Source organism: Streptomyces sp. NPDC059142 (assembly GCF_042755665.1).
Lineage (GTDB): Bacteria > Actinomycetota > Actinomycetes > Streptomycetales > Streptomycetaceae > Streptomyces.
Genome location: NZ_JBHZDA010000036.1, coordinates 41,806 through 62,125 on the forward strand (window position 1 = coordinate 41,806; position 20,320 = coordinate 62,125).

Below are 20,320 nucleotides of genomic sequence, written 5' to 3' on the forward strand. Positions count from 1 at the left end.
ACCCCCGCGTACGGCACCGCCCGCGCGGGCGGTGCATCTCGTGATGCCCGGCGGGGTCGACGACCCGGCCGCGCCCAGCGGCGGCAACACGTACGACCGCCGGGTCTGCCGGGAGCTGCCCGGCGCGGGCTGGCGGGTCCATGAGCACACCGTGGCGGGCGGCTGGCCCCGGCCCGAGGCGGCGGCCCGTACCGAACTGGTAGCTCTGCTGGCCGGGTTCGCCGACGGCGCGGTCGTCCTGCTCGACGGGCTCGTCGCCTGCGGCGTCCCCGATGTCGTCGCCCCCGAGGCCGGGCGGCTGCGGCTGGCGGTGCTGGTGCATCTGCCGCTGGCCGACGAGACGGGGCTCGCCCCCGCCGACGCGGCGGATCTCGACGACCGTGAGCGCAGGACGCTGCGCGCCGTGCCCGCGGTCGTGGCGACCAGCGCGTGGGCGGCGCGGCGGCTGGTGCGCCACCACGGGCTCGCCCCGGAGCGGGTCCATGTGGCCGCGCCCGGCGCCGACATCGCGCCCCTGGCGACAGGGTCGGAGGACGGCTCGCGGCTGCTCTGCGTGGCCACCGTCACCCCGCGCAAGGGACAGCAGCGGCTGGTGGAGGCCCTGGCGGACCTCGCCGACCTGCCGTGGAGCTGTGTCTGCGCGGGCGGGCTCGACCAGGATCCCGGCTACGTCGCCGGGGTGCGGGAGCTGATCGCGCGGCACGGTCTCGGCGACCGGGTGCGCCTGGCGGGTCCACTGGCCGGCGAGGAGCTGGCCGGGCGGTACGCCGCCGCCGATCTGCTGGTGCTCGCGTCGGACGCCGAGACGTACGGCATGGCGGTGACCGAGGCGCTGGCGCACGGGGTGCCCGTACTGACGACGGACGTGGGCGGGCTGCCCGAGGCCGTCGGGCGGGCGCCGGACGGCGCCGTACCGGGCGTGCTCGTACCGCCCGGCGACCGGGCGGCGCTCACGGCGGCGCTGCGCGGCTGGCTCGGGGAGCCGGACACCCGGCGGGCGCTGACCGCCGCGGCGCACGGGCGGCGCACCGCGCTGGACGGGTGGGGGACGACATCACGGAGTCTGGCCGGTGCGCTGGAACAGCTCCGTCAGGAAACCGGGAGGGCCGCGTGACCACTTCAGAAGCTCCGCGTTCGGAAGCGACCCGCTACGCCCCCGCGTGGCTGGAGCTGCGGGAGGGCGCGGACGGGGCCGCGCGCGCGACGGAACTCCTCGACGCGCTGCGCGGCAGACTGGCCGGGCCCACGGGCAGCGGCGAACAGGCCCTGGTCGTCCATGATCTGGGGTGCGGCACCGGCTCCATGGGGCGCTGGCTCGCGCCGAAGCTGGCCGGGCCGCAGCACTGGGTCCTGCACGACCACGACCCGGAGCTGCTGGAGCTGGCCGCGGCGCGGACGCCCCGTACGGCCGCCGACGGCAGCCGGGTCACGGTGGCCACCGAGCGCCGCGACCTCGCGGAGCTGACGGCGGACGGGCTGGCCGGCGCCTCGCTGGTGACGGCCTCCGCGCTGCTGGACGTGCTCACCCGCGAAGAGGTCGACGCGCTCGCCGCCGCCTGCGCCGGGGCGGGCTGCCCTGCGCTGCTGGCGCTCTCCGTGGTGGGCCGGGTCGAGCTGAGCCCGGCCGATCCGCTCGACGCGGAGCTGGCCGAGGCGTTCAACGCGCACCAGCGGCGGGCCGAGCACGGCCGGAGCATGCTGGGGCCCGACGCCGTCGCGGTGGCCGCCGCCGCCTTCGCGCGGTGCGGGGCGACCGTACGGGTGCACGCGAGCCCGTGGCGTCTGGGCGCCGCCGAGTCGGCGCTCACGGCGGAGTGGCTGCGCGGCTGGGTCGGCGCTGCCTGTGAGCAGCGGCCGGATCTCGCGGCGCCCGCCGAGGAGTATCTGCGGCGCCGTCTGGAGCAGTGCGAGGCGGGTGTGCTGCGGGTGGTCGTGCACCACAGCGATCTGCTGGCGCTGCCCCGGACGGGCGGCGCCAGGTGACCGCGCGGGGTGCCGGGGCCCCGCGTACGCCGAGGAGCGGAGGGCTCGCCGGGGCGCTGCGGGGGCGGCTCGGGATGGTCGCGGGAGCGGCGATCCTCGGGGTGCTGCTGTGGCGGCTCGGCACCGGCCCCCTGGTGGACGGGGTGCGCGGGATCGACGGTCCCACGCTGCTCGCCGCAGTCGGACTCGGCCTGGTCACCACCGTGTGCAGCGCCTGGCGCTGGTGTCTGGTCGCCCGCGGTCTGGGGATCGGGCTGCCGCTGCGCGAGGCCGTCGTGGACTACTACCGGGCGCTGTTCCTGAACGCGGCGCTGCCCGGCGGGGTCCTCGGCGATGTGCACCGCGCGGTACGGCACGGGCGGAGCGCCGGGGATGTCGGGCGGGGGGTCCGCGCGGTCGTCCTCGAACGGATCGCGGGCCAGGTCGTCCTGGTGGCGGTCGGGGTGACGCTGCTGGCCTGCTGGCCGTCCGCGGCCACGGCGGCGGCCCGGCGTGCCGTGGGGGAAGCGCTCGGGACGCCGGGGGCGGCGGTGGTGCTCGCCGTGCTCGCCGTCCTGGTGGCCGTGGCCGCCGGGCGGCTGCGCACGGCGCCCGCCGTCTCGCGGCGGCGCCGCGCGGTGCGGACGGCGCTCGCCGAGATACGGCTCGGGCTGCTCGCCCGGCGGAGCTGGCCGGGGGTGGCGTGCGCGTCGGTCGTGGTGCCGGCCGGGTTTCTCGCCACGTTCCTGCTCGCCGCCCGGTCCGCGGGGGTGACGGCGCCCGCGGCCGAGCTGCTGCCCCTGATGGTGCTGGCGCTGCTCGCGATGGCGCTACCGCTGAACGTCGGCGGCTGGGGCCCCCGGGAGGGCGCCACCGCCTGGGCCTTCGGGGCCGCCGGCCTGGGCGCCGCCCAGGGGCTGACGGTCGCCGTGGTCTACGGGGTGCTCTCGCTCGCCGCGAGCCTGCCGGGGCTCGGGGTGCTCGCCGTCCAGTGGTGGGCCGGGACGCGGCGTGGCCAGGTCGAGTTCGAAGAGGGTGTCCTCGCCGAGGGCGGCGCGCCGGGTCGGGGGGCGCAGGGCGTCGCGCATCACCGGCGTACCGGCGAAGCGCAGCCCGGGGACCCCGTCGCCGAGCAGGACCGGTGCGACCGTGATGTACAGCCGGTGCAGGGCCTGTTCGTGGAGGAAGCGGGAGACGGTGACGCCGCCGCCCTCGACCAGCACCCGGCCGAGGCCGCGCCGTGCGAGCACGCGCACCAGGTTGCCGGGGGCGAACGCGGCGCTGTCCGGCAGGGTCAGCACCTCCACGCCGGCGCCGGGGGCCCGGTCCGCGGGGGTGTGCCCGTGCTCGTGGCCGGCGGCCACCACCCACAGGGTGGGGGCTGACCCGTCGGTGAAGACCTTGCGACGCGGCGGTACCCGGCGGTGCGGGTCGAGGACGACCCGTACGGGGTGGGGCCCGGCGCAGGCGCGCACCGTGAGCTGCGGGTCGTCGGCGACGGCCGTCCCGGCTCCGACGACCACGGCGTCGGCGAGGGCGCGCAGGCGGTGGAGGTGACGGCGGTCCTCCTCGCCGGTGACGTAGTCGGCGTCTCCGGTGCGGGTCGCGATGAAGCCGTCGAGGCTCTGGCCGAGCTGGGCGAAGGTGAGACGGGGTCCGGCCAGGCAGAGCGGCAGATAGCGGTCGGCCAGCTCCCGTGCGCCGGGCGAGGCGTCCCGGTTCCAGCGCCGCCGCCCGTCGGTGCCGGTGACGAGTCCCGCGGCCTCGGCGTCCGCCTCGGTCCTGACGGTACGGAGCAGTTCCCACGCCTCGTCGGTGTCCAGCTCCGGTGGCGACAGCGACGGCACCGGTCCGGCCGGCTGGGCGCGACGGTGGCCGGTCATCGGGTCTCCTGGCGGGTGAGGAGGGAGAGATAGTCGCCGAAGGAGTCGACCAGTGCGGCCAGCAGTTCCTTTCCCTTCGCGGCGGACGCGCGCGAAGGCCGTCCTATGACACCGGACTCCGTATAGGCGGCCATACCGAGTGTGAGGAGATGTCTCCGGTCGTCGGCGACGCAATCGGAGGTCTCATAACCGGGCCGTACGAGTTCGGGATGCGCATGCAGCAGGATGGATGTCTCGACTTCACCCGCGTGCATATCGCTGTGCGAAGAGGTCTCCACGCCGGCCCGGGTCCTTGCCGTGTCCCAGTCGGCGGATCCCGGGAATAGCGCCATGCGCGTTCCGCTGTCGGCGGATTCCTGAACCACGTTGCGCAGTACGTAATTTCCGCCGTGTGCGTTCACCAGAATCAGAGAATTTATTCCGGACCGGCGCAGGGATCCCGCGATGTCGCGGACGACGGCGTGGAGCGTGGCCGCGGAAATGCTCACGGTCCCCGGCCAGCCGGCGTGTTCGTGCGAGCAGGAGACGGTGATCGGCGGGAGGGCGTGGACCGGGTGCGCGGCGGCTATCTCGCGGGCGATGGTGCAGGCCACGACCGTATCCGTCACCAGCGGGAGGTACGCGCCGTGTTGCTCGAAGCTGCCGACGGGGAGGATGGCCGCCCGGGGTCGCGCGGCCCGTACGTCCTCCGTCGTCTCGCGGGGCAGCAGACCGGCCGTCACCGGTGGCGTTCCCGAACCGTTCATGTTTTCCGGCCTCTCTTTCCGTGCGGGTATCGACGGGAGCAGACTACGCGTCAATGGCGTGCTGGTCGCCCGAACGTGATGCAGGCGACCACCGGTTGATGCCCTTTTACCTTTCTTCCCGTACCCGGGGAGCCGTTCAGCGGATATGATTGGGGCATGACAGACAGTGATGGCGTGTGCCTCGAAAGTACTCGTTCATCAGGTGTCGAACGAGCGGCGAAAGTACGGCTGTCCACCGTGCACGGAGACTTTCTCGCAGTCGGCTACCTGGACCGTAATCGCGGGGACGAACAAATAGCCCTGACATACGGCGATGTCGCGGGGGACGGAGCCCTCACCCGTGTGCATTCGGAGTGTCTGACCGGGGACGCCTTCGGCTCCAAGCACTGCGAGTGCGGGGAACAGCTCGGCGCGGCGCTGGACGCCATCGTGCGCGAGGGGCGCGGCGTGCTCCTCTATCTCCAGGGCCATGAAGGGCGCGGGATCGGCCTGTTGGCGAAGTTGCGGGCGATGCAGCTCCAGTCGGAGGGCCTGGACACGGTCGAGGCCAACCTCGCCCTCGGGCTGCCGGCCGATGCCCGGGACTACCGGGTCGCGGCGGAGATGCTGCACGATCTGGGGGTGCGCTCGGTACGGCTGCTGTCCAACAACCCGCGCAAGAGCGAGGCGTTGCTGCGGTACGGCATCAAGGTTGCCGAGCAGGTTCCGCTGCTGATACCGCCGCGCGAGGAGAACCTCTCGTATCTGCGGACCAAGCGGGAGCGGATGGACCATCATCTGCCCCATCTGGACGGCCTCGTGTGCGAGGGCGTGCCCGTCGAGCCCGCGAACGCGGCGGCCGACCTGTCCGGCTGAGAGCGGCGCACCCTCTCCGCGCCGCCCCCGCGCAGCCCCGCGCCCTCCCGGTCAGCGGACGCGGCGCGGGGGCGGCGGCGCTCCCCCGGCCAGCGGGGAGCGGGCCAGTTGGACACAGCCGGCCGCGATCAGGCCGATCGCGGCGAGTTCGGGCAGCAGCCACCAGCCGGTGCGCACGGTCTCGCCGTAGAGGGTCACCCCGTACGCGATGGAGATCAGCGCGTCGCCGAGGGTGAGCATCGGCTGGGAGGCGGCCAGCGACCCCGCCTGGAGGGCGTTCTGGAGGAGGAAGAGCGCGCCCACCCCGGCCACCGCCATGGCGTAGAGCTGCCAGGAGGCGAAGAGCGCGCCGGCCCCGCCGTGGTCGAGACGGGAGACGGCGTCCTTCATCAGGGCGGCGGTCAGCGCGTATCCGCAGGCGGCGGCGAGCCCGAGGAGCGCGGCGCGCGGATTGCCGCGCAGCCGCAGCGCCCAGAGGATCACCAGCGCCTCGAAGACCCCCGTGAGCAGCAGCGCCATGATCCAGGCCGTGCCGTGGACGCTCTCGGTGCCGCCGCCGGGGGCCGCGGCGGCGAGCCCCAGCGCCAGACCGCAGGTGACGGCGGCGGCGCCGGTCCAGACCGAGCGGGGCACCCGGATCCTGAAGAGACGGCCCGCCAGCAGCAGGGTGGCGGGCAGTTCGATGACGAAGATCGGCTGGACCACGGCGATCGGCCCGGTAGCGAGCGCCACCGCCTGACAGAGGGCGGCCACCAGCACCAGACCGATCCCCGCCAGCCAGACCGGTTGCCGCAGCAGCCTTCCGATCAGCGAGAGACGCATCGCCTGGGAGTCGGGGACGGTGGCCGCGGCGCGGCGCTGGAGCACCGAGGCGGAGCCGTTGCTGAGCGCGGTCAGGATGGCGAACAGGACGCTGATCACCGGCCCATCATGCGGGCGTCGGCCACCGGATCCGCTCTCATCCCGGCGCTGCGCCGCAGGTCCGGGGCCGAACGGGGGACACGGACCGGGCGCCGCCCCCGGTACGCTGCGGCGCGTGCCCCGCAGACATCCGGCCCCGCCGCCCGCGCCCCTCCCCCAGCGGGACGGTGTCGATCCCGTACGGCTGCGGCTGCCCCCGGATCCGGACGGGCGGTGGGCGACCGTACGGGACCATCTGGTGGCCCGGTTCGGGGACGCGGTCGGTGTGGGGCGCGTCGAGGCGATGGTGTGGGACGGGCGGTTCGTCGGGGAGGGCGGGCCGGTCGCCGCCGACGAGCCGTACACGGCCGGGCGGTACGTCTGGTTCCACCGGGACTTCGCCCCCGAGGAGCGGGTGCCGTTCGAGGTCGGGGTGGTGTACCGGGACGAGCGGATCGTCGTCGCGGACAAGCCGCACTTCCTGGCCACCACCCCCCGCGGCCGGCATGTCACCGAGACCGCGCAGGCGCGGCTGCGGTGTGCGCTGGGGCTGCCGGCGCTCCAGCCCGCGCACCGGCTCGACCGGCTGACGGCGGGGCTGGTGCTCTTCGTCGTACGGGCCGGGGACCGGGGCGCGTACCAGACGATGTTCCGGGACCGGCTGGTGCGCAAGGAGTACGAGGGGGTGGCGCCGTACGACCCGGCGGTGGCGCTGCCCGTCACCGTGCGCGGCCGGATCGAGAAGGAGCGCGGGGTGATCGCGGCGCGGGAGGTGCCGGGCGAGCCCAACGCGGAGAGCCGGATCGAGCTGCTGGAGCACCGGGGCGGGTACGGCCGCTACCGGCTGCTGCCGGTCACCGGCCGTACCCATCAGCTCCGGGTCCATATGAACCGTCTCGGGCTGCCGCTCCTGGACGACCCGGTCTACCCGGTCGTCCGGGAGAGCGCCCGTGACGACTACGGGCGGCCGCTGCGGCTCCTCGCGCGGGTGCTGGAGTTCACCGATCCGCTGACCGGTGAGGAGCACCGGTTCGAGAGCCGGCTGCGGCTGCCTCCGCTCTGAGCGGGACCGTACGGCTCAGTGGCCGCGCCGGATCCACTCGGAGAGGTGGGGCGCCTCGTCACCGATGGTCGTCGGATCGCCGTGGCCCGTGCGTACCGCTGTCTCCGGCGGCAGGGTGAGCAGCCGGTCGCGGATCGAGTCGATGATGGTCGGGAAGTGCGAGAACGACCGTCCGGTGGCGCCGGGACCGCCCTGGAAGAGGGTGTCGCCGGTGAAGACCGTCGCCAGTTCGGGGGCGTACAGGCAGACCGCGCCCGGCGCGTGCCCCGGTGTGTGGAGCACGGTCAGGGTGGTGCCCGCGACGGCGACCGTGCCGCCGTCGGTCAGTTCGCCGTCCGGCAGCCGCTCGGGGTGGGTCTGCTTCCACAGCGGCAGGTCGTCGGGGTGGAGCAGGATCGGCGCGCCGGTGGCGGCGGCGAGCGCGGGGGCCGCGTCGATGTGGTCGTTGTGCGCGTGGGTGCAGACGATCGCGCGCAGCGTCCGGCCGTTCAGCGCGGCTTCGATGGCGGCGGCGTCGTGGGCGGCGTCGACGACGACCGCCTCGGTGTCGTCACCGATGATCCAGACGTTGTTGTCGACGTCCCAGGTGCCGCCGTCGAGCGCGAAGGTGCCGGAGGTGACGAGATGGTCGATGCGTACGGACATCAGAGGACCACCACCGAACGCAGGACGTCACCCTCGTGCATCCGCTCGAACGCCTTCTCGATGTCGTCGAGGCCGATGGTCTCCGTGACGAACGCGGCGAGGTCGATCCGGCCCTGCTGGTGGAGGTCGACGAGCATCGGGAAGTCACGGGAGGGCAGACAGTCGCCGTACCAGGAGGACTTGAGGGCGCCGCCGCGGCCGAACACGTCGAGCAGCGGCAGTTCGAGCTTCATCTCGGGGGTGGGGACACCGACCAGGACGACGGTGCCGGCCAGGTCGCGGGCGTAGAACGCCTGCTGGTAGGTCTCCGGGCGGCCGACCGCCTCGATGACGACGTCCGCGCCGTTGCCGCCGGTCAGTTCGCGGATCGCCTCGACGGCGTCGTGGGTACGGGAGTTGACGGTGTGGGTGGCGCCCATCGTGCGCGCGGTCGCCAGCTTGCGGTCGTCGATGTCGACGGCGATGATCCGGGCCGCGCCCGCGAGCCGCGCGCCGACGATCGCCGCGTCGCCGACGCCGCCGCAGCCGATGACGGCGACGGAGTCGCCGCGTCCGACCTGTCCGGTGTTGATCGCGGCGCCGATGCCCGCCATCACCCCGCAGCCCAGGAGGCCGGCGACGGACGGGGAGACCGTCGGGTCGACCTTGGTGCACTGGCCGGCCGCGACCAGGGTCTTCTCGGCGAAGGCGCCGATGCCCAGCGCCGGGGACAGCTCCGTACCGTCGGTCAGCGTCATCTTCTGCCGGGCGTTGTGCGTGTCGAAGCAGTACTGGGGGCGGCCGCGCCGGCACGCCCGGCAGGTGCCGCACACCGCACGCCAGTTGAGGATCACGAAGTCGCCGGGGGCGACCTCCGTGACGCCCGCGCCGACCGACTCGACGACACCGGCGGCCTCGTGGCCGAGGAGGAAGGGGAACTCGTCGTTGATCCCGCCCTGCTTGTAGTGCAGATCGGTGTGGCAGACACCGCACGCCTGCACCTTCACCACGGCCTCGCCGGGGCCGGGGTCGGGTACGACGATCGTCTCGACCCGTACCGGCTCGTTTTTGCCGGGGGCGATGACCCCCTGCACCTGCTGCGCCATGCCAGGACCTGCCTTTCGTCGTACCTGATGACATACCGGGGAGCCGGAGGCGCCCCGAGGCGTTCTCCGTTTCCTTCCCCCCACTATCCCGTGTACCGGGGCTCCGGAGTGACGGAAGGTCCCGTTGTGGCTCGTCAGGGCGCCAGAACGTCCAGTTCTTCGAGGGCGCCGACGGCGATCTCCCGGGTCAGCTCCTCGGCGCGGACGAAGTCGCCCTCCCGTACCGCCTCCGCGACCTGGACGTGCAGGGTGACGGCCGCGGGGTCGGGGTCGTCGAACATCACCCGGTGCCGGGTGCGGCCCGTGAGGACCTCGGCGACCACATCGCCGAGCCGGGCGAACATCTCGTTGCCCGACGCGTTGAGGACCACCCGGTGGAAGGCGATGTCATGGACGAGGTACTCCCCCAGCCGGCCCCCGCGCGAGGTGGCGACCATGCCGAGCGCCTGCTCGGTGAGGGCGGCGCACTGCTCGGGCGTGGCGTGCCGGGCGGCGAGACCGGCGGCGACCGGTTCGACCGCCGAGCGCAGTGTGGTCAGCGAGCGGAGCTGGCGGGGGCGGTCGGGTCCGGCGAGGCGCCAGCGGATGACGCGCGGATCGTAGACGTTCCACTCCTCGGTGGGCCGTACGGTCACACCGACGCGGCGCCGCGACTCCACCAGGTGCATGGATTCGAGGACGCGGACCACTTCGCGGACCACGGTCCGGGAGACGTCGAAGCGCTGGGCGACCTCGTCCGTACGGACGACACCGCCCGGGGGGTACTCGCCCGACGTGATCGCGAGACCGAGGGTGTCCAGCACACGGGTATGCAAGCCCCGGCCTTCTGTGGTCATGCGGCAAGCCTACGGGGCGCGGGCCGTGAGTAAAAAGTACGACGTTTAGATCACAACCTCTTGAATATGTCGTACCTAATAGGTTTCAGTGGCGCGACGGACCGATGTCCGTGTCCGCGCGGGACCGATGTCGAAGAAGACAGCGAGGCATGACATGAACACCCCCCACGTCGTCGTGGTGATGGGCGTGGCAGGGACCGGCAAGACCACGGTCGGCCCTCTGCTCGCCGCCGCGCTGGGCGTCCCGTACGCCGAGGGCGACGACTTCCACCCGCCGGAGAACATCGCCAAGATGTCCGCCGGCACCCCGCTGGAGGACGCCGACCGGTGGCCCTGGCTGGACGCCATCGGCGACTGGGCCCATGGCCGGGCCGGGCTCGGCGGGGTGGTCAGCAGCTCCGCGCTCAAGCGCGCCTACCGCGACCGGCTGCGGGCCGCCGCGCCCGGCGCCGTCTTCCTCCACCTCGCCGGCGAGCGCCCGCTCGTCGAACGGCGGATGGCCGAACGCAAGGGGCATTTCATGCCCACCGCGCTGCTCGACTCGCAGTACGCGGCGCTGGAGAACCTGGGGGCCGACGAGGCGGGTGTCGCCGTCGACGTGTCCGGCACCCCGGAGGAAATCACCGAACGAGCCGTCGCCGCGCTGCGCCGGCTCGAAAGCTGAAGGAAGTTCCCGTGATACCCGTGACCGGTCTCAGTGTCGAGACACTGGCAGCGGACGCCGCAGAGCCCATCACCTCGGCGGGCAACGCGCAGTTGGGCCTCGCCGTCCTCGGCGGCATCGCCGTCATCGTCCTGCTCATCACCGTCTTCAAACTCCACGCCTTCCTCGCCCTGACGCTGGGCTCGCTGGCGCTCGGCGCCTTCGCGGGCGCACCGCTGGACAAGGTCATCACCAGCTTCTCCGCCGGGCTGGGCTCCACGGTCGCCGGAGTGGGCGTGCTGATCGCGCTCGGCGCGATCCTCGGCAAGCTGCTCGCGGACTCCGGCGGCGCCGACCAGATCGTCGACACGATCCTCGCCAGGACGAGCGGGCGGGCGATGCCCTGGGCGATGGTCCTGATCGCCTCGGTGATCGGGCTGCCGCTCTTCTTCGAGGTCGGCATCGTGCTGCTGATCCCGGTGGTGCTGCTCGTCGCCAAGCGCGGCAACTACTCGCTGATGCGGATCGGTATCCCGGCGCTGGCCGGGCTCTCCGTGATGCACGGGCTGATCCCGCCGCACCCCGGGCCGCTGGTCGCGATCGACGCGATCGGCGCGGACCTCGGGGTCACGCTGGCGCTGGGTGTGGTCGTCGCCGTCCCGACCGTGATCATCGCGGGGCCGCTGTTCTCTCGGTACGCGGCCCGCTGGGTGGACCTCCCCGCGCCCGAGTCGATGATCCCGCAGCGCACCTCGGACGATCTGGCGAAGCGCCCCGGCTTCGGTGCGACCGTCGCCACCGTGCTGCTGCCCGTGGTGATGATGCTGGCCAAGGCGCTCGTCGACATCGTCGTGGACGACCCGGAGCACACCGTCCAGCGGATCGCGGACGTGGTCGGCTCCCCGCTGGTCGCGCTGCTGGCCGCCGTGCTGGTGGGGATCTTCACGCTGGGCCGCGCGGCCGGGTTCACCAAGGGCCGGATCTCCACCACCGTGGAGAAGTCGCTGGCCCCGATCGCGGGCGTGCTGATGATCGTCGGCGCCGGCGGCGGCTTCAAGCAGACGCTGGTCGACTCCGGGGTGGGCCAGATGATCCTGGACCTCTCCAAGGACTGGTCGATCCCCGCGCTGCTGCTGGGCTGGCTGATCGCCGTCGCGATCCGGCTGGCCACCGGCTCGGCGACGGTGGCGACCATCTCGGCCGCCGGTCTGGTGGCGCCGCTGGCGGCGGACATGTCCACCACGCACGCCGCGCTGCTGGTGCTGGCGATCGGCGCGGGCTCGGTCTTCTTCAGCCATGTGAACGACGCCGGGTTCTGGCTGGTGAAGGAGTACTTCGGGATGAGCGTCGGGCAGACGCTGAAGACCTGGTCGGTGATGGAGACGATCATCTCCGTGGTCGGCCTCGGGGCCGTGCTGCTGCTGTCGCTGATCGTCTAGGACCGCTGCGAGGAACGCCCGCGGCCCGGTCTCCCGGGCCGCGGGCGTTCGTCGTGTCAGGTCGACGTATCAGTTCGCCGTGTCAGCTCGGCGTATCAGTTCGCCCTGTCGTCGTCCTCGGCCCGGCGTACTCGGTCCGTCGTCCTCGGTCCGGCGTCCTCAGACGGAGGTCGTCTGCGCCGACTCCGCCACCTTCTCCAGCTGGAACGCCTCGTTCCCGAGCCCGATCCGGGCGTGCGTCTCGGGCTTGACCGAGCGCAGGACCGCCCCGTACACGAGCCCCGCGGCCAGGGCGACCCCGATGATCGCGGGCAGGATCCAGCTCAGCGCGGAGCCGGGGCCCGCGTCGATCAGGACGCCGAAATCCTTGACCGTGTAGAAGGCGATCGTCAGGAGCGCGACGATGGCCAGCCCGGAGGAGACCAGACGCGGGGCGTGGGCGCGGCCGGCGCCGCGCTTGACGAAGAAGGCGATGACGGCGCAGGAGGCGAGCGCCATCAGGGTGATGATGCCGAGCGCGCCGACGCTGCCCATCCAGGTGAACAGGCGCAGCACCGGCGCCGTCGGGTCACCGGTGGGCCTGTCGTCGGTGAGGGCGAAGGCGGCGATGGCGGCCACCGAGATCAGGGACTGGAGGACGGAGCCGGAGGCGGGCGCCCCGCTGGCCCGGGTGGTGCGGCCGAAGGCGGCGGGCAGCAGCCCCTCGCGCCCCATGGCGAAGGCGTAGCGGGCGACGACGTTGTGGAAGCTGAGCAGCGCGGCGAACATGCCCGTCACGAACAGGACGTGCAGGACGTCGGCGAAGGTGGCGCCGAGCCGCGCCTCGGTGAGCCCGAAGAGCAGGCCGGGGCCCTGTTCCGCCGAGACCTTCACGATCGAGCCGGGTCCGGCGGCGACGGTCAGCGCCCAGGCGCTGAAGGCCAGGAACAGCGAGGCGTAGCCGACGGCCAGGAACATCACCCGGGAGACGACGATCTGGGGCCGGTTGGTCTCCTCCGCGTACACGGGGGCCTGTTCGCAGCCGACGAAGGCGGCGACGCAGAAGCAGAGCGCGGTGCCGAAGCCGGCGCCCGTGACGGTGGTGGGGTCGAAGGCCGTGAGGGACAGGCCCTCGGGGCCCGGGGAGGAGAGGGTGGCGACGTCGAAGATGACGACGAGGACGCACTCGACGGCCAGCAGCACCCCGAGGACCTTGGCGTTGAGGTCGATCTTCAGCCAGCCGAGGTGTCCGACGACCGCGGCGGCGCCGAGGGCCGGCACCCACCAGGGCACGGAGAGGTCCAGATAGGTGGCGAGGAGCCCCGAGACCTCGAAGCCGAGCAGGCCGTAGACGGCGAACTGCATGGCGCTGTACGCGACGAGGGCGAGGAGGGAGGCTCCGGCGCCCGCGGTCGGGCCGAGGCCGCGGGCGATGTACGCGTAGAACGCACCGGCGTTGTGGACGTGCCGGCTCATCTCCGCGTAGCCGAAGCTGAAGAGCACCAGGACGATGCCGAGGATCACGTAGAGCAGCGGCTGGCCGACGATGCCCATGACACCGAAGACGGTGGGCATGACGCCGGCGACCACCAGCATCGGCGCGCTCGCGGCGAGCACGGAGAGCAGCAGCCCCACCGTGCCGAGCCGGTTGGCGCGCAGCGCGCGGTCCTGCCCTTTGTACGTGTTGATCTCAGCGGTGCTCGGTCTGCCCGTCGACATGACAGGGGTGTCCTCTCGGAGTTCAGGTGCGCGGAACGCACCATGCGGAACAGCGGGGATCGTGCGGAGCGGGTCGTACGGAGCGGGTCCTGTGGAGCCGGGGTCGTACGGAGTGGTCGTACGGGACGGCCGTCAGGCGGAGCCGAGCGCGGTGTCGCGCGCGGCGAGGAACGCGGTGTGCGGATCGTGGTCCGGGTAGGCCCAGGGCGCCGGGGTGATGTGGCGGCCGATGCGGTGGAAGAGCGCGGCGGACTCGGCGAGCCGTCCGTCGTGGAAGAGGGCGTGGGCCAGGAAGTTCAGGTCCACGCGGTTGCGTGGGTGCTCCTCGCCCTCCCACTCCAGCCACCAGTCGAACGCGCCCTTGAGCACCTGGCGGGCGCGCCGTCCCGTCCAGTGGCCGGAGGCGGCGGGGTCGGGGGGCTCGTGCCCGGTGGCGGCGAGCACGCGGTAGCGCTCGGCGTGGGCGACGACGGGGAGCACCGAGAGCGGCGAGTCCGCGGGGGCCTGTTCGGCGGCCCAGGAGGCGAAGTCGTAGACCTCGTGGAAGCTCTCGCGGCCGGGTTCCGTGGGGCGTTCCGCGAGCCGGGCGGCCATCAGGTGGTGCGCGTGGTGGTGGTCGGGGTGGCGGGTCCTGACCTCGTCGAAGAAGCGGGAGGTCTCCTCCTCGGTGCCGAGGGTGCGGGCGAGGAGCAGGAGGCCGAGCCAGGGGGTGGGGTCGGCGGGGGCCCGCCGGATCGCGTCACGGCAGGCGTCCCTGGCGCCCTGTTCGCGCGCCCGGTCCTTGCTGTCCCGGACCGGGGCGCCGTCCTTGCCGCCGGTACGGCCGCCGCCCTTCCCCGTGTCCTTCCCGCCGCCCTTCCCCGTGTCCTTCGCGCCGTCCTTGCCGTGGAGTACGGCGAGGACGTCGGCGCAGGCGAGCAGGGTGGCGGCGTCGGCGCTGTCGGGTTCGGCGAGGAGCCAGTCACCGGCCCAGGTGGCGGCGCCCGCGGCCTGGGCGAGCACGATGACGCGGTGACCGCGCCGGTCCCAGTCCTCGCCGGTGGCGGCGAGCAGGGTGCGAGCTTGCGACCAGCGGCCTTGGGCCAACTGATCTCTTACGGCGCCCAGTTCGGCGTCGTCGAGGGCCGGATCGAAGAACTGGGCGGAGCGTAAGTTCCGTTGGGCCCGTCTTCGTGAACGGCCCAGGGGTGGCGGAGGCGGGGGCATTCCGCGTAATCCTCCAGGGCACATGTTCGAGCGATGATCGCGCACAGCCAACCGGAGGTGACGCTCCGCGTCAAGAGCGTATTTGTTACATAGCCCCGCCAACTGGCTTACAGGACAGCCCTGTTGGGCATACCGCCCGACCGTGACCTGCGGGTACGACCGTCAACGCGCCTTTCGGGCAGGGATGTTGGGTCAGCCGAGGGCGCGGGCCGCCGCCCGTCCCGCCGTACGCCCGGAGAAGATGCAGCCGCCCAGAAACGTGCCCTCCAGCGAGCGGTAGCCGTGCACCCCGCCGCCGCCGAACCCGGCCGCCTCGCCCGCCGCGTAGACCCCGGGCAGCGGGTCGCCCGCCGCGGTGAGGACCCGCGAGGACAGATCGGTCTCCAGGCCGCCGAGGGACTTGCGGGTCAGGATGTTCAGCCGTACGGCGATCAGCGGGCCCGCCTCCGGGTCGAGGATGCGGTGCGGGGGCGCCGTACGGATCAGCCGGTCGCCGAGGAACTTCCGGGCGCCCCGTACCGCGGTGACCTGGAGGTCCTTGGTGAAGGGGTTGGTGATCTCACGGTCGCGCGCGGTGATCTCACGGCGCAGCTCGGCCTCGTCGATCAGCGGCTCCTCGGTGAGCGCGTTCATACCGCGCACCAGGGCACCCAGGTCCCGCTCGACGACGAAGTCGGCGCCCTTGTCCATGAACGCCTTCACCGGGCCCGGGACATCGGCGCGGGCCCGCCCGAGGACGTCGCGGACGGACTTCCCGGTGAGGTCGGGGTTCTGCTCGGAGCCCGAGAGCGCGAACTCCTTGCCGATGATGCGCCGGTCGAGCACGAACCAGGTGTGCTCGTGGCCGGAGCGCGTGATGTGCTCCAGGGTGCCGAGCGTGTCGAAACCGGGGAAGAGCGGTACGGGCAGCCGTTTGCCGCGCGCGTCCAGCCAGAGGGAGGAGGGCCCCGGCAGGATCCGGATGCCGTGCCGGGCCCAGATCGGGTTCCAGTTCTCGATGCCCTCGGTGTAGTGCCACATCCGGTCGCCGTTGATGTGGTGGGCGCCCGCCGCCTCCGCGATGCCGAGCATCAGCCCGTCCACATGCGCGGGCACCCCGGAGAGCAGCTTCCGCGGCGGGGTGCCGAGCCGCTCGGGCCACTGGGCGCGCACCAGGTCGTGGTTGCCGCCGATGCCGCCCGAGGTGACGATCACGGCCTGGGCGCGCAGTGCGAAGGCGCCGGTGACCGTACGGCTGCTCGCGGTGCCGCGCGGGGCGTCGCTGGGCTCCAGGGTCTCGCCGGTCACGGTGTCCACGGCGCCCGCCGTCGAGCCGAGGCCGGTGACCCGGTGACGGAAGCGGAAGCTCACCAGGCCCTTCGCGACCCCCGCGCGCACCCGGCGCTCGAAGGGCGCCACGACGCCGGGTCCGGTGCCCCAGGTGATGTGGAAGCGGGGTACGGAGTTGCCGTGGCCGGTGGCGTCGTACCCGCCGCGCTCCGCCCAGCCGACCACCGGGAAGAACCGTATGCCCTGCCCGTGCAGCCAGGCCCGCTTCTCGCCCGCCGCGAAGTCGACGTACGCCTCGGCCCACTTGCGCGGCCAGTGGTCCTCCGGGCGGTCGAACCCGGCCGTACCGAGCCAGTCCTGGAGGGCGAGGTCATGGCTGTCCTTGACGCGGAGTCTGCGCTGTTCGGGCGAGTCGACGAGGAACAGCCCGCCGAAGGACCAGTGCGCCTGTCCGCCGATCGACCGCTCGGGCTCCTGGTCGAGGACGATGACGGAGCGGCCCGCGTCGACCAGTTCGGCGGTGGCGACCAGGCCCGCGAGGCCGGCCCCGATCACGATCACATCGGCGTCGTACGCCATGGTTTCCATCCTTCACGGGCCGGGCGGGTGAATGGTCCGATCTTCCGTACGGGCGAGTAACGAGTCAACTGGTTGGATGGACGCCATGAGTGCCGCAGACGAGATCCTGGACATAGTCGACGAGAACGACCACGTCATCGGGCAGGCGCCGCGCGGGGAGGCGTACGCGAAGGGCCTGATCCACCGCTGTGTCTTCGTGTTCGTACGCGACCCGCGGGGCCGGGTCTTCGTCCACCGCAGAACGGCGGTCAAGCTGGCCTTCCCGTCGATGTACGACATGTTCGTGGGCGGGGTCGTCGGTACGGGCGAGGGCTACGACGAGGCGGCGCTGCGCGAGGCGGAGGAGGAGCTGGGGGTGTCGGGGCTCGACCGCCCCGTACCGCTGTTCTCGTTCCTCTACACCTCCCCGGAGCCCGGCGGGTTCCGCTCGTGGTCGCGGGTCTACGAGGTGGTCTGCGCGCTGCCGGTGCGGCCCCAGGCGGAGGAGATCGCCTGGCACGCCTTCGTGCCGGAGGAGGAGCTGGAGCGCCGGCTGGCCGACGGGCCCGGCGGATGGGAGTGGGTGCCGGACGGGGCCGAGGCGTACCGACGGCTCAGGGCGCTGCGCGCGGGGCCCGCGCCACGCGCGTAGGGTGCGGCAGGTGATCGACTTTGCACGGAGCCTCCGGCTGTGGTTCTCGCCCCGGCGGATCGGCGAGGAGGGCACGACCCCGGACTACCGCTTCTCGCTGGCCAACGAGCGGACGTTCCTCGCCTGGATCCGCACGGCGCTCGCGCTGGTCGGCGGGGGGTTCGCGGTCGACCAGTTCCTGCCGGACCTGCGCTGGGGCGTACGGGCCGGACTCGCGGTGGCGCTGCTCGCGGCGGGGGCGCTGTGCGCGCTGCGCGCGGTCAACCACTGGGTGCGGTGCGAGCGGGCGATGCGGCGCGGTGAGGATCTGCCGGTCTCCGCCTTCCCCACGCTGCTGAGCCTGGCGGTGGGGCTGGTCGCGGTGGCGATGCTGGTGATCGTCGTCCTGGGGCGGGCCGGATGACGGTCCCGGCGGCGCCCCCGGAGCGGGACCCGGGGCTCCAGCCGGAGCGCACCCGGCTGGCGTGGCGCCGTACGACGCTCTCCTGCACGGTGGTGGCGATCCTGGGGGCCCGCCAGGCCGTCCACGGCGGCGCGACCGCGGCGGGGCTGACCGGCGCGGCGCTGAGCGCCCTGGTGTGGCTCGGCTTCCTGGGCGTGGCGCACCGGCGGCTGCGGGCGCTGGAGGCGGCGAGGCCGCCACGGCTCTCGGAGCGGGGCGCGCTCACGGCGGCGGCCTGCGCCCTGCTGCTGGCGGCGTTCGCGGTGACGGTGCTGGTCTGACGGCTCCGCCGCCCGGCCGGGTCAGTCCGTGGTGACGATCACCTTGCCGCCCGCGCCGCCCGCCTCCGCGAAGCGGAACGCGTCCACGGCGTGCTCCAGGGGGAAGGTCCGCGCCACCGCCACCGACAGCACGCCCTGTTCCGCGAGGCCCGCCAGCTCCGTCAGATCGGCGGGGTCGGGGCGGACGAAGGCGTAGCTGCCCCCCAGGTCGGTGACGCCGGCGTCGGCGATGGAGGCCAGTCGGCCGCCGGGCGCGAGCAGGCCGGGCGTCGCACGCAGGAGGTCGCCGCCGATGATGTCGAACGCCGCGTCCACACCGTCCGGCGCCAGCGCCCTGACCTGGGCGGCCAGATCGTCCCCGTAGGTGACGGGTTCGCCGCCGAGCGCCCTGATGTGGTCCTGGCCGGAGGCGCGGGCGGCGCCGATGACCCGGGCGCCGAGGTGGCGGGCGAGCTGGACGGCGGCGGAGCCGACCGCGCCGGCCGCCGCGTGGACGAGCACGGTCTCGCCGGGCCGTACCCGCAGCACCCGGTGGAGCACCTGATGGGCGGTGAGCCCGACCAGGGGCAGCCCGGCCGCCTCGGCGAAAGCGAGCGAGCTGGGCTTGTGCGCGAGGGTACGGATCGGGGCGGCCACGTACTGCGCGAAGGTGCCCCGGGAGAGGAAGTCCTCGCGGACGTACCCGATGACCTCGTCCCCGGCGGCGAATCCGGTGGCCGCCGCGCCGGGCCGCACGACGACCCCGGCCACGTCCCACCCCGGGATCACCGGGAAGACCGTGTCGAGGATCCCGTCGAGATAGCCCTCGCGGCACTTCCAGTCCACGGGGTTCACGGCGGCGGCCCGCACCTCGACCAGCACGGAGTCGGGGCCCACCTTCGGCTCGGGATGGTCGCCGTACTCCAGGACCTCGGGGCCGCCGTAACGGCGGTAGCTGATGGCCTTCATACCTCGCAGCCTCTGCCGCCCGCACGCCTCGCGCAAGCCGGAACGATCTGTTCCCGCCACGGCGGTGACGGGCGGCGGGGGCGGCCCGTCACCGCGGGGCGTCGCCCCGGCCGTCCGGCCGCCGAGGGTCAACCGGACACGGTCGGGTGCGGGGCGACGCCCTTACGGGCCGGGGGCGGTTCTCCCGGGCCGTCCGCCGGCTGGCAGGCTCGGGGGAACTTCCCGCCCCCACAGGAGTTTTGATGCCTGCCACCGATGTGATGCCCGCCACCGATCCGTACACCGTCCGTCTCGCCCCCGGGGTGCACGCCTATGTCCAGCCCGACGGCGGCTGGTGTCTGAACAACGCCGGCTTCATCAGTGACGGCGGCGCGACACTTCTCGTCGACACCACGGCCACCGAACGGCGGGCCCGGCTGCTGCGCGAGGCGATCCTGCTGGCCGGGGCCGAACTGCCGCGCACCATCGTCACCACGCACCACCACGGTGATCACACCTACGGCAACCAGGTGTTCCTGCCGGAGGCCACCGTCGTCGGCCATGAGGCGTGCCGGAGCGAACAGCTCTCGGCGGGCCACCAGCTCCACTTGATCTGGCCCCGCACCGACTTCGGGGACATCGGCATCATCGCCCCGAGCGTGACCTACACCGACCGGCTCACCCTGTACGTGGGCGACACCGAGGTACGGGTGATCCACCCGGGCGTGGCGCACACCCTCGGGGACTCGATCGTGCATCTGCCGGACCACGGCGTCGTCTTCACCGGCGACCTGGTCTTCCAGGGCGGCACACCGTTCGTCCCGATGGGCTCGCTGCGCGGCTCCCTGCGGGCGCTGGACGTGCTGCGCTCGCTGGACGCGTCCGTGGTCGTACCGGGCCACGGTCCGCTCACCGACCCCACGGCGTACGACGCCACCGAGCGCTATCTCCGGTACGTCACCGAGCTGGCCGGGACGAGCCACGCCCAGGGACTCACCCCGCTGGAGGCCGCGCGCCGGGCCGACCTCGGGGAGTTCGCGGAGCTGCGCGAGAGCGAGCGGCTGGTGGCCAATCTGCACCGCGCGTACACCGAGCTGGCCGGGGAGCCCGAGGGTTCACCGCTGGACCTGTTCACCGTCGTCGCTGACATGACGACGATGAACGACGGCGTGCCCATGGCCTGCCACGCCTGACCAGGACCGCGCTCCCGGCCCCCGGGCGGCCCGGGGG

Annotated in this window: 20 protein-coding genes and 1 pseudogene; 11 read left to right on the forward strand and 10 right to left on the reverse strand. The window is 73.3% G+C overall.

Features of this window, described 5'->3' with window-relative positions; genetic code table 11:
- Positions 1 to 43: 43 nt before the first annotated feature.
- The 3 genes and pseudogenes from ACFXPK_RS15905 to ACFXPK_RS15915 form a co-directional block, all read left to right on the forward strand.
- A complete protein-coding gene (locus tag ACFXPK_RS15905) occupies positions 44 to 1,114 on the forward strand; it encodes a glycosyltransferase family 4 protein (protein ID WP_385075685.1) in 1,071 nt (356 codons plus the stop codon).
- Complete coding sequence (locus ACFXPK_RS15910; RefSeq protein WP_384998352.1) at positions 1,111 to 1,983, forward strand: methyltransferase domain-containing protein; 873 nt, start codon at positions 1,111 to 1,113, stop codon at positions 1,981 to 1,983. The genes ACFXPK_RS15905 and ACFXPK_RS15910 overlap by 4 nt, the downstream gene beginning before the upstream one ends.
- A 74-nt stretch (positions 1,984 to 2,057) precedes the next feature.
- Positions 2,058 to 2,867 (forward strand): annotated as a pseudogene (locus ACFXPK_RS15915) (lysylphosphatidylglycerol synthase transmembrane domain-containing protein); the annotation flags it as partial.
- On the opposite strand, the gene ACFXPK_RS15920 reads toward ACFXPK_RS15915, so the two are convergent.
- On the reverse strand, positions 2,793 to 3,845 hold the full coding sequence (locus ACFXPK_RS15920; protein ID WP_385075664.1) for a RibD family protein: 1,053 nt from the start codon (positions 3,843 to 3,845) through the stop codon (positions 2,793 to 2,795). The pseudogene ACFXPK_RS15915 and the gene ACFXPK_RS15920 sit on opposite strands and share 75 nt — an antisense overlap.
- Entirely contained in the window at positions 3,842 to 4,591 is a 750-nt protein-coding gene (locus ACFXPK_RS15925) for a creatininase family protein (protein ID WP_384998358.1), read from the reverse strand. Before ACFXPK_RS15925 ends, ACFXPK_RS15920 begins: the two co-directional genes overlap by 4 nt.
- Positions 4,592 to 4,747: 156 nt before the next feature.
- Between ACFXPK_RS15925 and ribA the strand changes: the two genes are divergently transcribed.
- Entirely contained in the window at positions 4,748 to 5,446 is a 699-nt protein-coding gene (gene ribA, locus ACFXPK_RS15930) for a GTP cyclohydrolase II (RefSeq protein WP_384998361.1), read from the forward strand.
- A gap of 51 nt (positions 5,447 to 5,497) precedes the next feature.
- On the opposite strand, the gene ACFXPK_RS15935 is transcribed toward ribA, so the two are convergent.
- Positions 5,498 to 6,367 carry a DMT family transporter gene (locus ACFXPK_RS15935; protein ID WP_385075667.1) on the reverse strand — a complete coding sequence of 290 codons (870 nt, stop codon included), beginning with the start codon at positions 6,365 to 6,367 and terminating at the stop codon, positions 5,498 to 5,500.
- Between the two features lie 115 nt (positions 6,368 to 6,482).
- Here ACFXPK_RS15935 and ACFXPK_RS15940 point away from each other — a divergent pair, with 115 nt between their 5' ends.
- Positions 6,483 to 7,409 (forward strand): pseudouridine synthase, encoded by a 927-nt coding sequence (locus tag ACFXPK_RS15940; protein ID WP_385075670.1) that lies wholly within the window; start codon positions 6,483 to 6,485, stop codon positions 7,407 to 7,409.
- A 15-nt stretch (positions 7,410 to 7,424) separates the two neighbouring features.
- On the opposite strand, the gene ACFXPK_RS15945 is transcribed toward ACFXPK_RS15940, so the two are convergent.
- The 3 genes from ACFXPK_RS15945 to ACFXPK_RS15955 form a co-directional block, all read right to left on the reverse strand.
- Positions 7,425 to 8,054, reverse strand: a complete 630-nt coding sequence (locus tag ACFXPK_RS15945; RefSeq protein ID WP_384998370.1) for an MBL fold metallo-hydrolase — start codon at positions 8,052 to 8,054, stop codon at positions 7,425 to 7,427.
- Entirely contained in the window at positions 8,054 to 9,139 is a 1,086-nt protein-coding gene (locus tag ACFXPK_RS15950; protein ID WP_384998373.1) for an S-(hydroxymethyl)mycothiol dehydrogenase, read from the reverse strand. Before ACFXPK_RS15950 ends, ACFXPK_RS15945 begins: the two co-directional genes overlap by 1 nt.
- Before the next feature lie 134 nt (positions 9,140 to 9,273).
- On the reverse strand, positions 9,274 to 9,975 hold the full coding sequence (locus tag ACFXPK_RS15955; protein WP_384998376.1) for a FadR/GntR family transcriptional regulator: 702 nt from the start codon (positions 9,973 to 9,975) through the stop codon (positions 9,274 to 9,276).
- 154 nt (positions 9,976 to 10,129) lie between these two features.
- Between ACFXPK_RS15955 and ACFXPK_RS15960 the strand changes: the two genes are divergently transcribed.
- Both ACFXPK_RS15960 and ACFXPK_RS15965 read left to right on the forward strand, forming a co-directional pair.
- Entirely contained in the window at positions 10,130 to 10,639 is a 510-nt protein-coding gene (locus ACFXPK_RS15960; protein ID WP_384998379.1) for a gluconokinase, read from the forward strand.
- Positions 10,640 to 10,659: 20 nt separating this feature from the next.
- Positions 10,660 to 12,057 (forward strand): gluconate:H+ symporter, encoded by a 1,398-nt coding sequence (locus ACFXPK_RS15965; RefSeq protein WP_384998408.1) that lies wholly within the window; start codon positions 10,660 to 10,662, stop codon positions 12,055 to 12,057.
- Between the two features lie 159 nt (positions 12,058 to 12,216).
- Here the strand turns inward: ACFXPK_RS15965 and ACFXPK_RS15970 are convergent, their stop codons facing one another.
- The 3 genes from ACFXPK_RS15970 to ACFXPK_RS15980 all read right to left on the reverse strand — a co-directional run bounded on the left by ACFXPK_RS15970 (position 12,217) and on the right by ACFXPK_RS15980 (position 16,809).
- A complete protein-coding gene (locus ACFXPK_RS15970; protein ID WP_384998382.1) occupies positions 12,217 to 13,755 on the reverse strand; it encodes an APC family permease in 1,539 nt (512 codons plus the stop codon).
- 132 nt (positions 13,756 to 13,887) lie between these two features.
- Positions 13,888 to 14,961, reverse strand: a complete 1,074-nt coding sequence (locus ACFXPK_RS15975; protein ID WP_385075675.1) for a hypothetical protein — start codon at positions 14,959 to 14,961, stop codon at positions 13,888 to 13,890.
- A 192-nt stretch (positions 14,962 to 15,153) separates the two neighbouring features.
- On the reverse strand, positions 15,154 to 16,809 hold the full coding sequence (locus ACFXPK_RS15980) for an FAD-binding dehydrogenase (protein WP_385075677.1): 1,656 nt from the start codon (positions 16,807 to 16,809) through the stop codon (positions 15,154 to 15,156).
- A gap of 85 nt (positions 16,810 to 16,894) precedes the next feature.
- Here ACFXPK_RS15980 and ACFXPK_RS15985 point away from each other — a divergent pair, with 85 nt between their 5' ends.
- Genes ACFXPK_RS15985 through ACFXPK_RS15995 form a run of 3 tightly spaced genes read left to right on the forward strand, consistent with a single transcriptional unit; the run spans position 16,895 to position 18,163 of the window.
- Positions 16,895 to 17,440 carry an NUDIX domain-containing protein gene (locus tag ACFXPK_RS15985; RefSeq protein ID WP_384998391.1) on the forward strand — a complete coding sequence of 182 codons (546 nt, stop codon included), beginning with the start codon at positions 16,895 to 16,897 and terminating at the stop codon, positions 17,438 to 17,440.
- 10 nt (positions 17,441 to 17,450) lie between these two features.
- Complete coding sequence (locus ACFXPK_RS15990; RefSeq protein ID WP_384998394.1) at positions 17,451 to 17,843, forward strand: YidH family protein; 393 nt, start codon at positions 17,451 to 17,453, stop codon at positions 17,841 to 17,843.
- Positions 17,840 to 18,163 (forward strand): DUF202 domain-containing protein, encoded by a 324-nt coding sequence (locus ACFXPK_RS15995; protein ID WP_384998397.1) that lies wholly within the window; start codon positions 17,840 to 17,842, stop codon positions 18,161 to 18,163. The genes ACFXPK_RS15990 and ACFXPK_RS15995 overlap by 4 nt, the downstream gene beginning before the upstream one ends.
- A gap of 21 nt (positions 18,164 to 18,184) precedes the next feature.
- Here ACFXPK_RS15995 and ACFXPK_RS16000 read toward each other — a convergent pair whose 3' ends face one another.
- A complete protein-coding gene (locus ACFXPK_RS16000; RefSeq protein ID WP_384998400.1) occupies positions 18,185 to 19,111 on the reverse strand; it encodes an NADP-dependent oxidoreductase in 927 nt (308 codons plus the stop codon).
- Between the two features lie 260 nt (positions 19,112 to 19,371).
- Between ACFXPK_RS16000 and ACFXPK_RS16005 the strand changes: the two genes are divergently transcribed.
- Positions 19,372 to 20,283 (forward strand): MBL fold metallo-hydrolase, encoded by a 912-nt coding sequence (locus ACFXPK_RS16005; protein ID WP_385075688.1) that lies wholly within the window; start codon positions 19,372 to 19,374, stop codon positions 20,281 to 20,283.
- Positions 20,284 to 20,320 lie beyond the last annotated feature (37 nt).

What these genes read in the sequence shown, in the direction of transcription:
- ACFXPK_RS15905 (WP_385075685.1), top strand. Translation starts at nt 44, where the DNA reads ATGCCCGGCGGGGTCGACGACCCGGCCGCGCCCAGCGGCGGCAACACG.
- ACFXPK_RS15920 (WP_385075664.1), bottom strand. Translation starts at nt 3,845, where the DNA reads ATGACCGGCCACCGTCGCGCCCAGCCGGCCGGACCGGTGCCGTCGCTG.
- ACFXPK_RS15925 (WP_384998358.1), bottom strand. Translation starts at nt 4,591, where the DNA reads ATGAACGGTTCGGGAACGCCACCGGTGACGGCCGGTCTGCTGCCCCGC.
- ribA (WP_384998361.1), top strand. Translation starts at nt 4,748, where the DNA reads ATGACAGACAGTGATGGCGTGTGCCTCGAAAGTACTCGTTCATCAGGT.
- ACFXPK_RS15945 (WP_384998370.1), bottom strand. Translation starts at nt 8,054, where the DNA reads ATGTCCGTACGCATCGACCATCTCGTCACCTCCGGCACCTTCGCGCTC.
- ACFXPK_RS15950 (WP_384998373.1), bottom strand. Translation starts at nt 9,139, where the DNA reads ATGGCGCAGCAGGTGCAGGGGGTCATCGCCCCCGGCAAAAACGAGCCG.
- ACFXPK_RS15955 (WP_384998376.1), bottom strand. Translation starts at nt 9,975, where the DNA reads ATGACCACAGAAGGCCGGGGCTTGCATACCCGTGTGCTGGACACCCTC.
- ACFXPK_RS15960 (WP_384998379.1), top strand. Translation starts at nt 10,130, where the DNA reads ATGAACACCCCCCACGTCGTCGTGGTGATGGGCGTGGCAGGGACCGGC.
- ACFXPK_RS15970 (WP_384998382.1), bottom strand. Translation starts at nt 13,755, where the DNA reads ATGTCGACGGGCAGACCGAGCACCGCTGAGATCAACACGTACAAAGGG.
- ACFXPK_RS15975 (WP_385075675.1), bottom strand. Translation starts at nt 14,961, where the DNA reads ATGCCCCCGCCTCCGCCACCCCTGGGCCGTTCACGAAGACGGGCCCAA.
- ACFXPK_RS15980 (WP_385075677.1), bottom strand. Translation starts at nt 16,809, where the DNA reads ATGGCGTACGACGCCGATGTGATCGTGATCGGGGCCGGCCTCGCGGGC.
- ACFXPK_RS15985 (WP_384998391.1), top strand. Translation starts at nt 16,895, where the DNA reads ATGAGTGCCGCAGACGAGATCCTGGACATAGTCGACGAGAACGACCAC.
- ACFXPK_RS15995 (WP_384998397.1), top strand. Translation starts at nt 17,840, where the DNA reads ATGACGGTCCCGGCGGCGCCCCCGGAGCGGGACCCGGGGCTCCAGCCG.
- ACFXPK_RS16000 (WP_384998400.1), bottom strand. Translation starts at nt 19,111, where the DNA reads ATGAAGGCCATCAGCTACCGCCGTTACGGCGGCCCCGAGGTCCTGGAG.
- ACFXPK_RS16005 (WP_385075688.1), top strand. Translation starts at nt 19,372, where the DNA reads ATGCCCGCCACCGATCCGTACACCGTCCGTCTCGCCCCCGGGGTGCAC.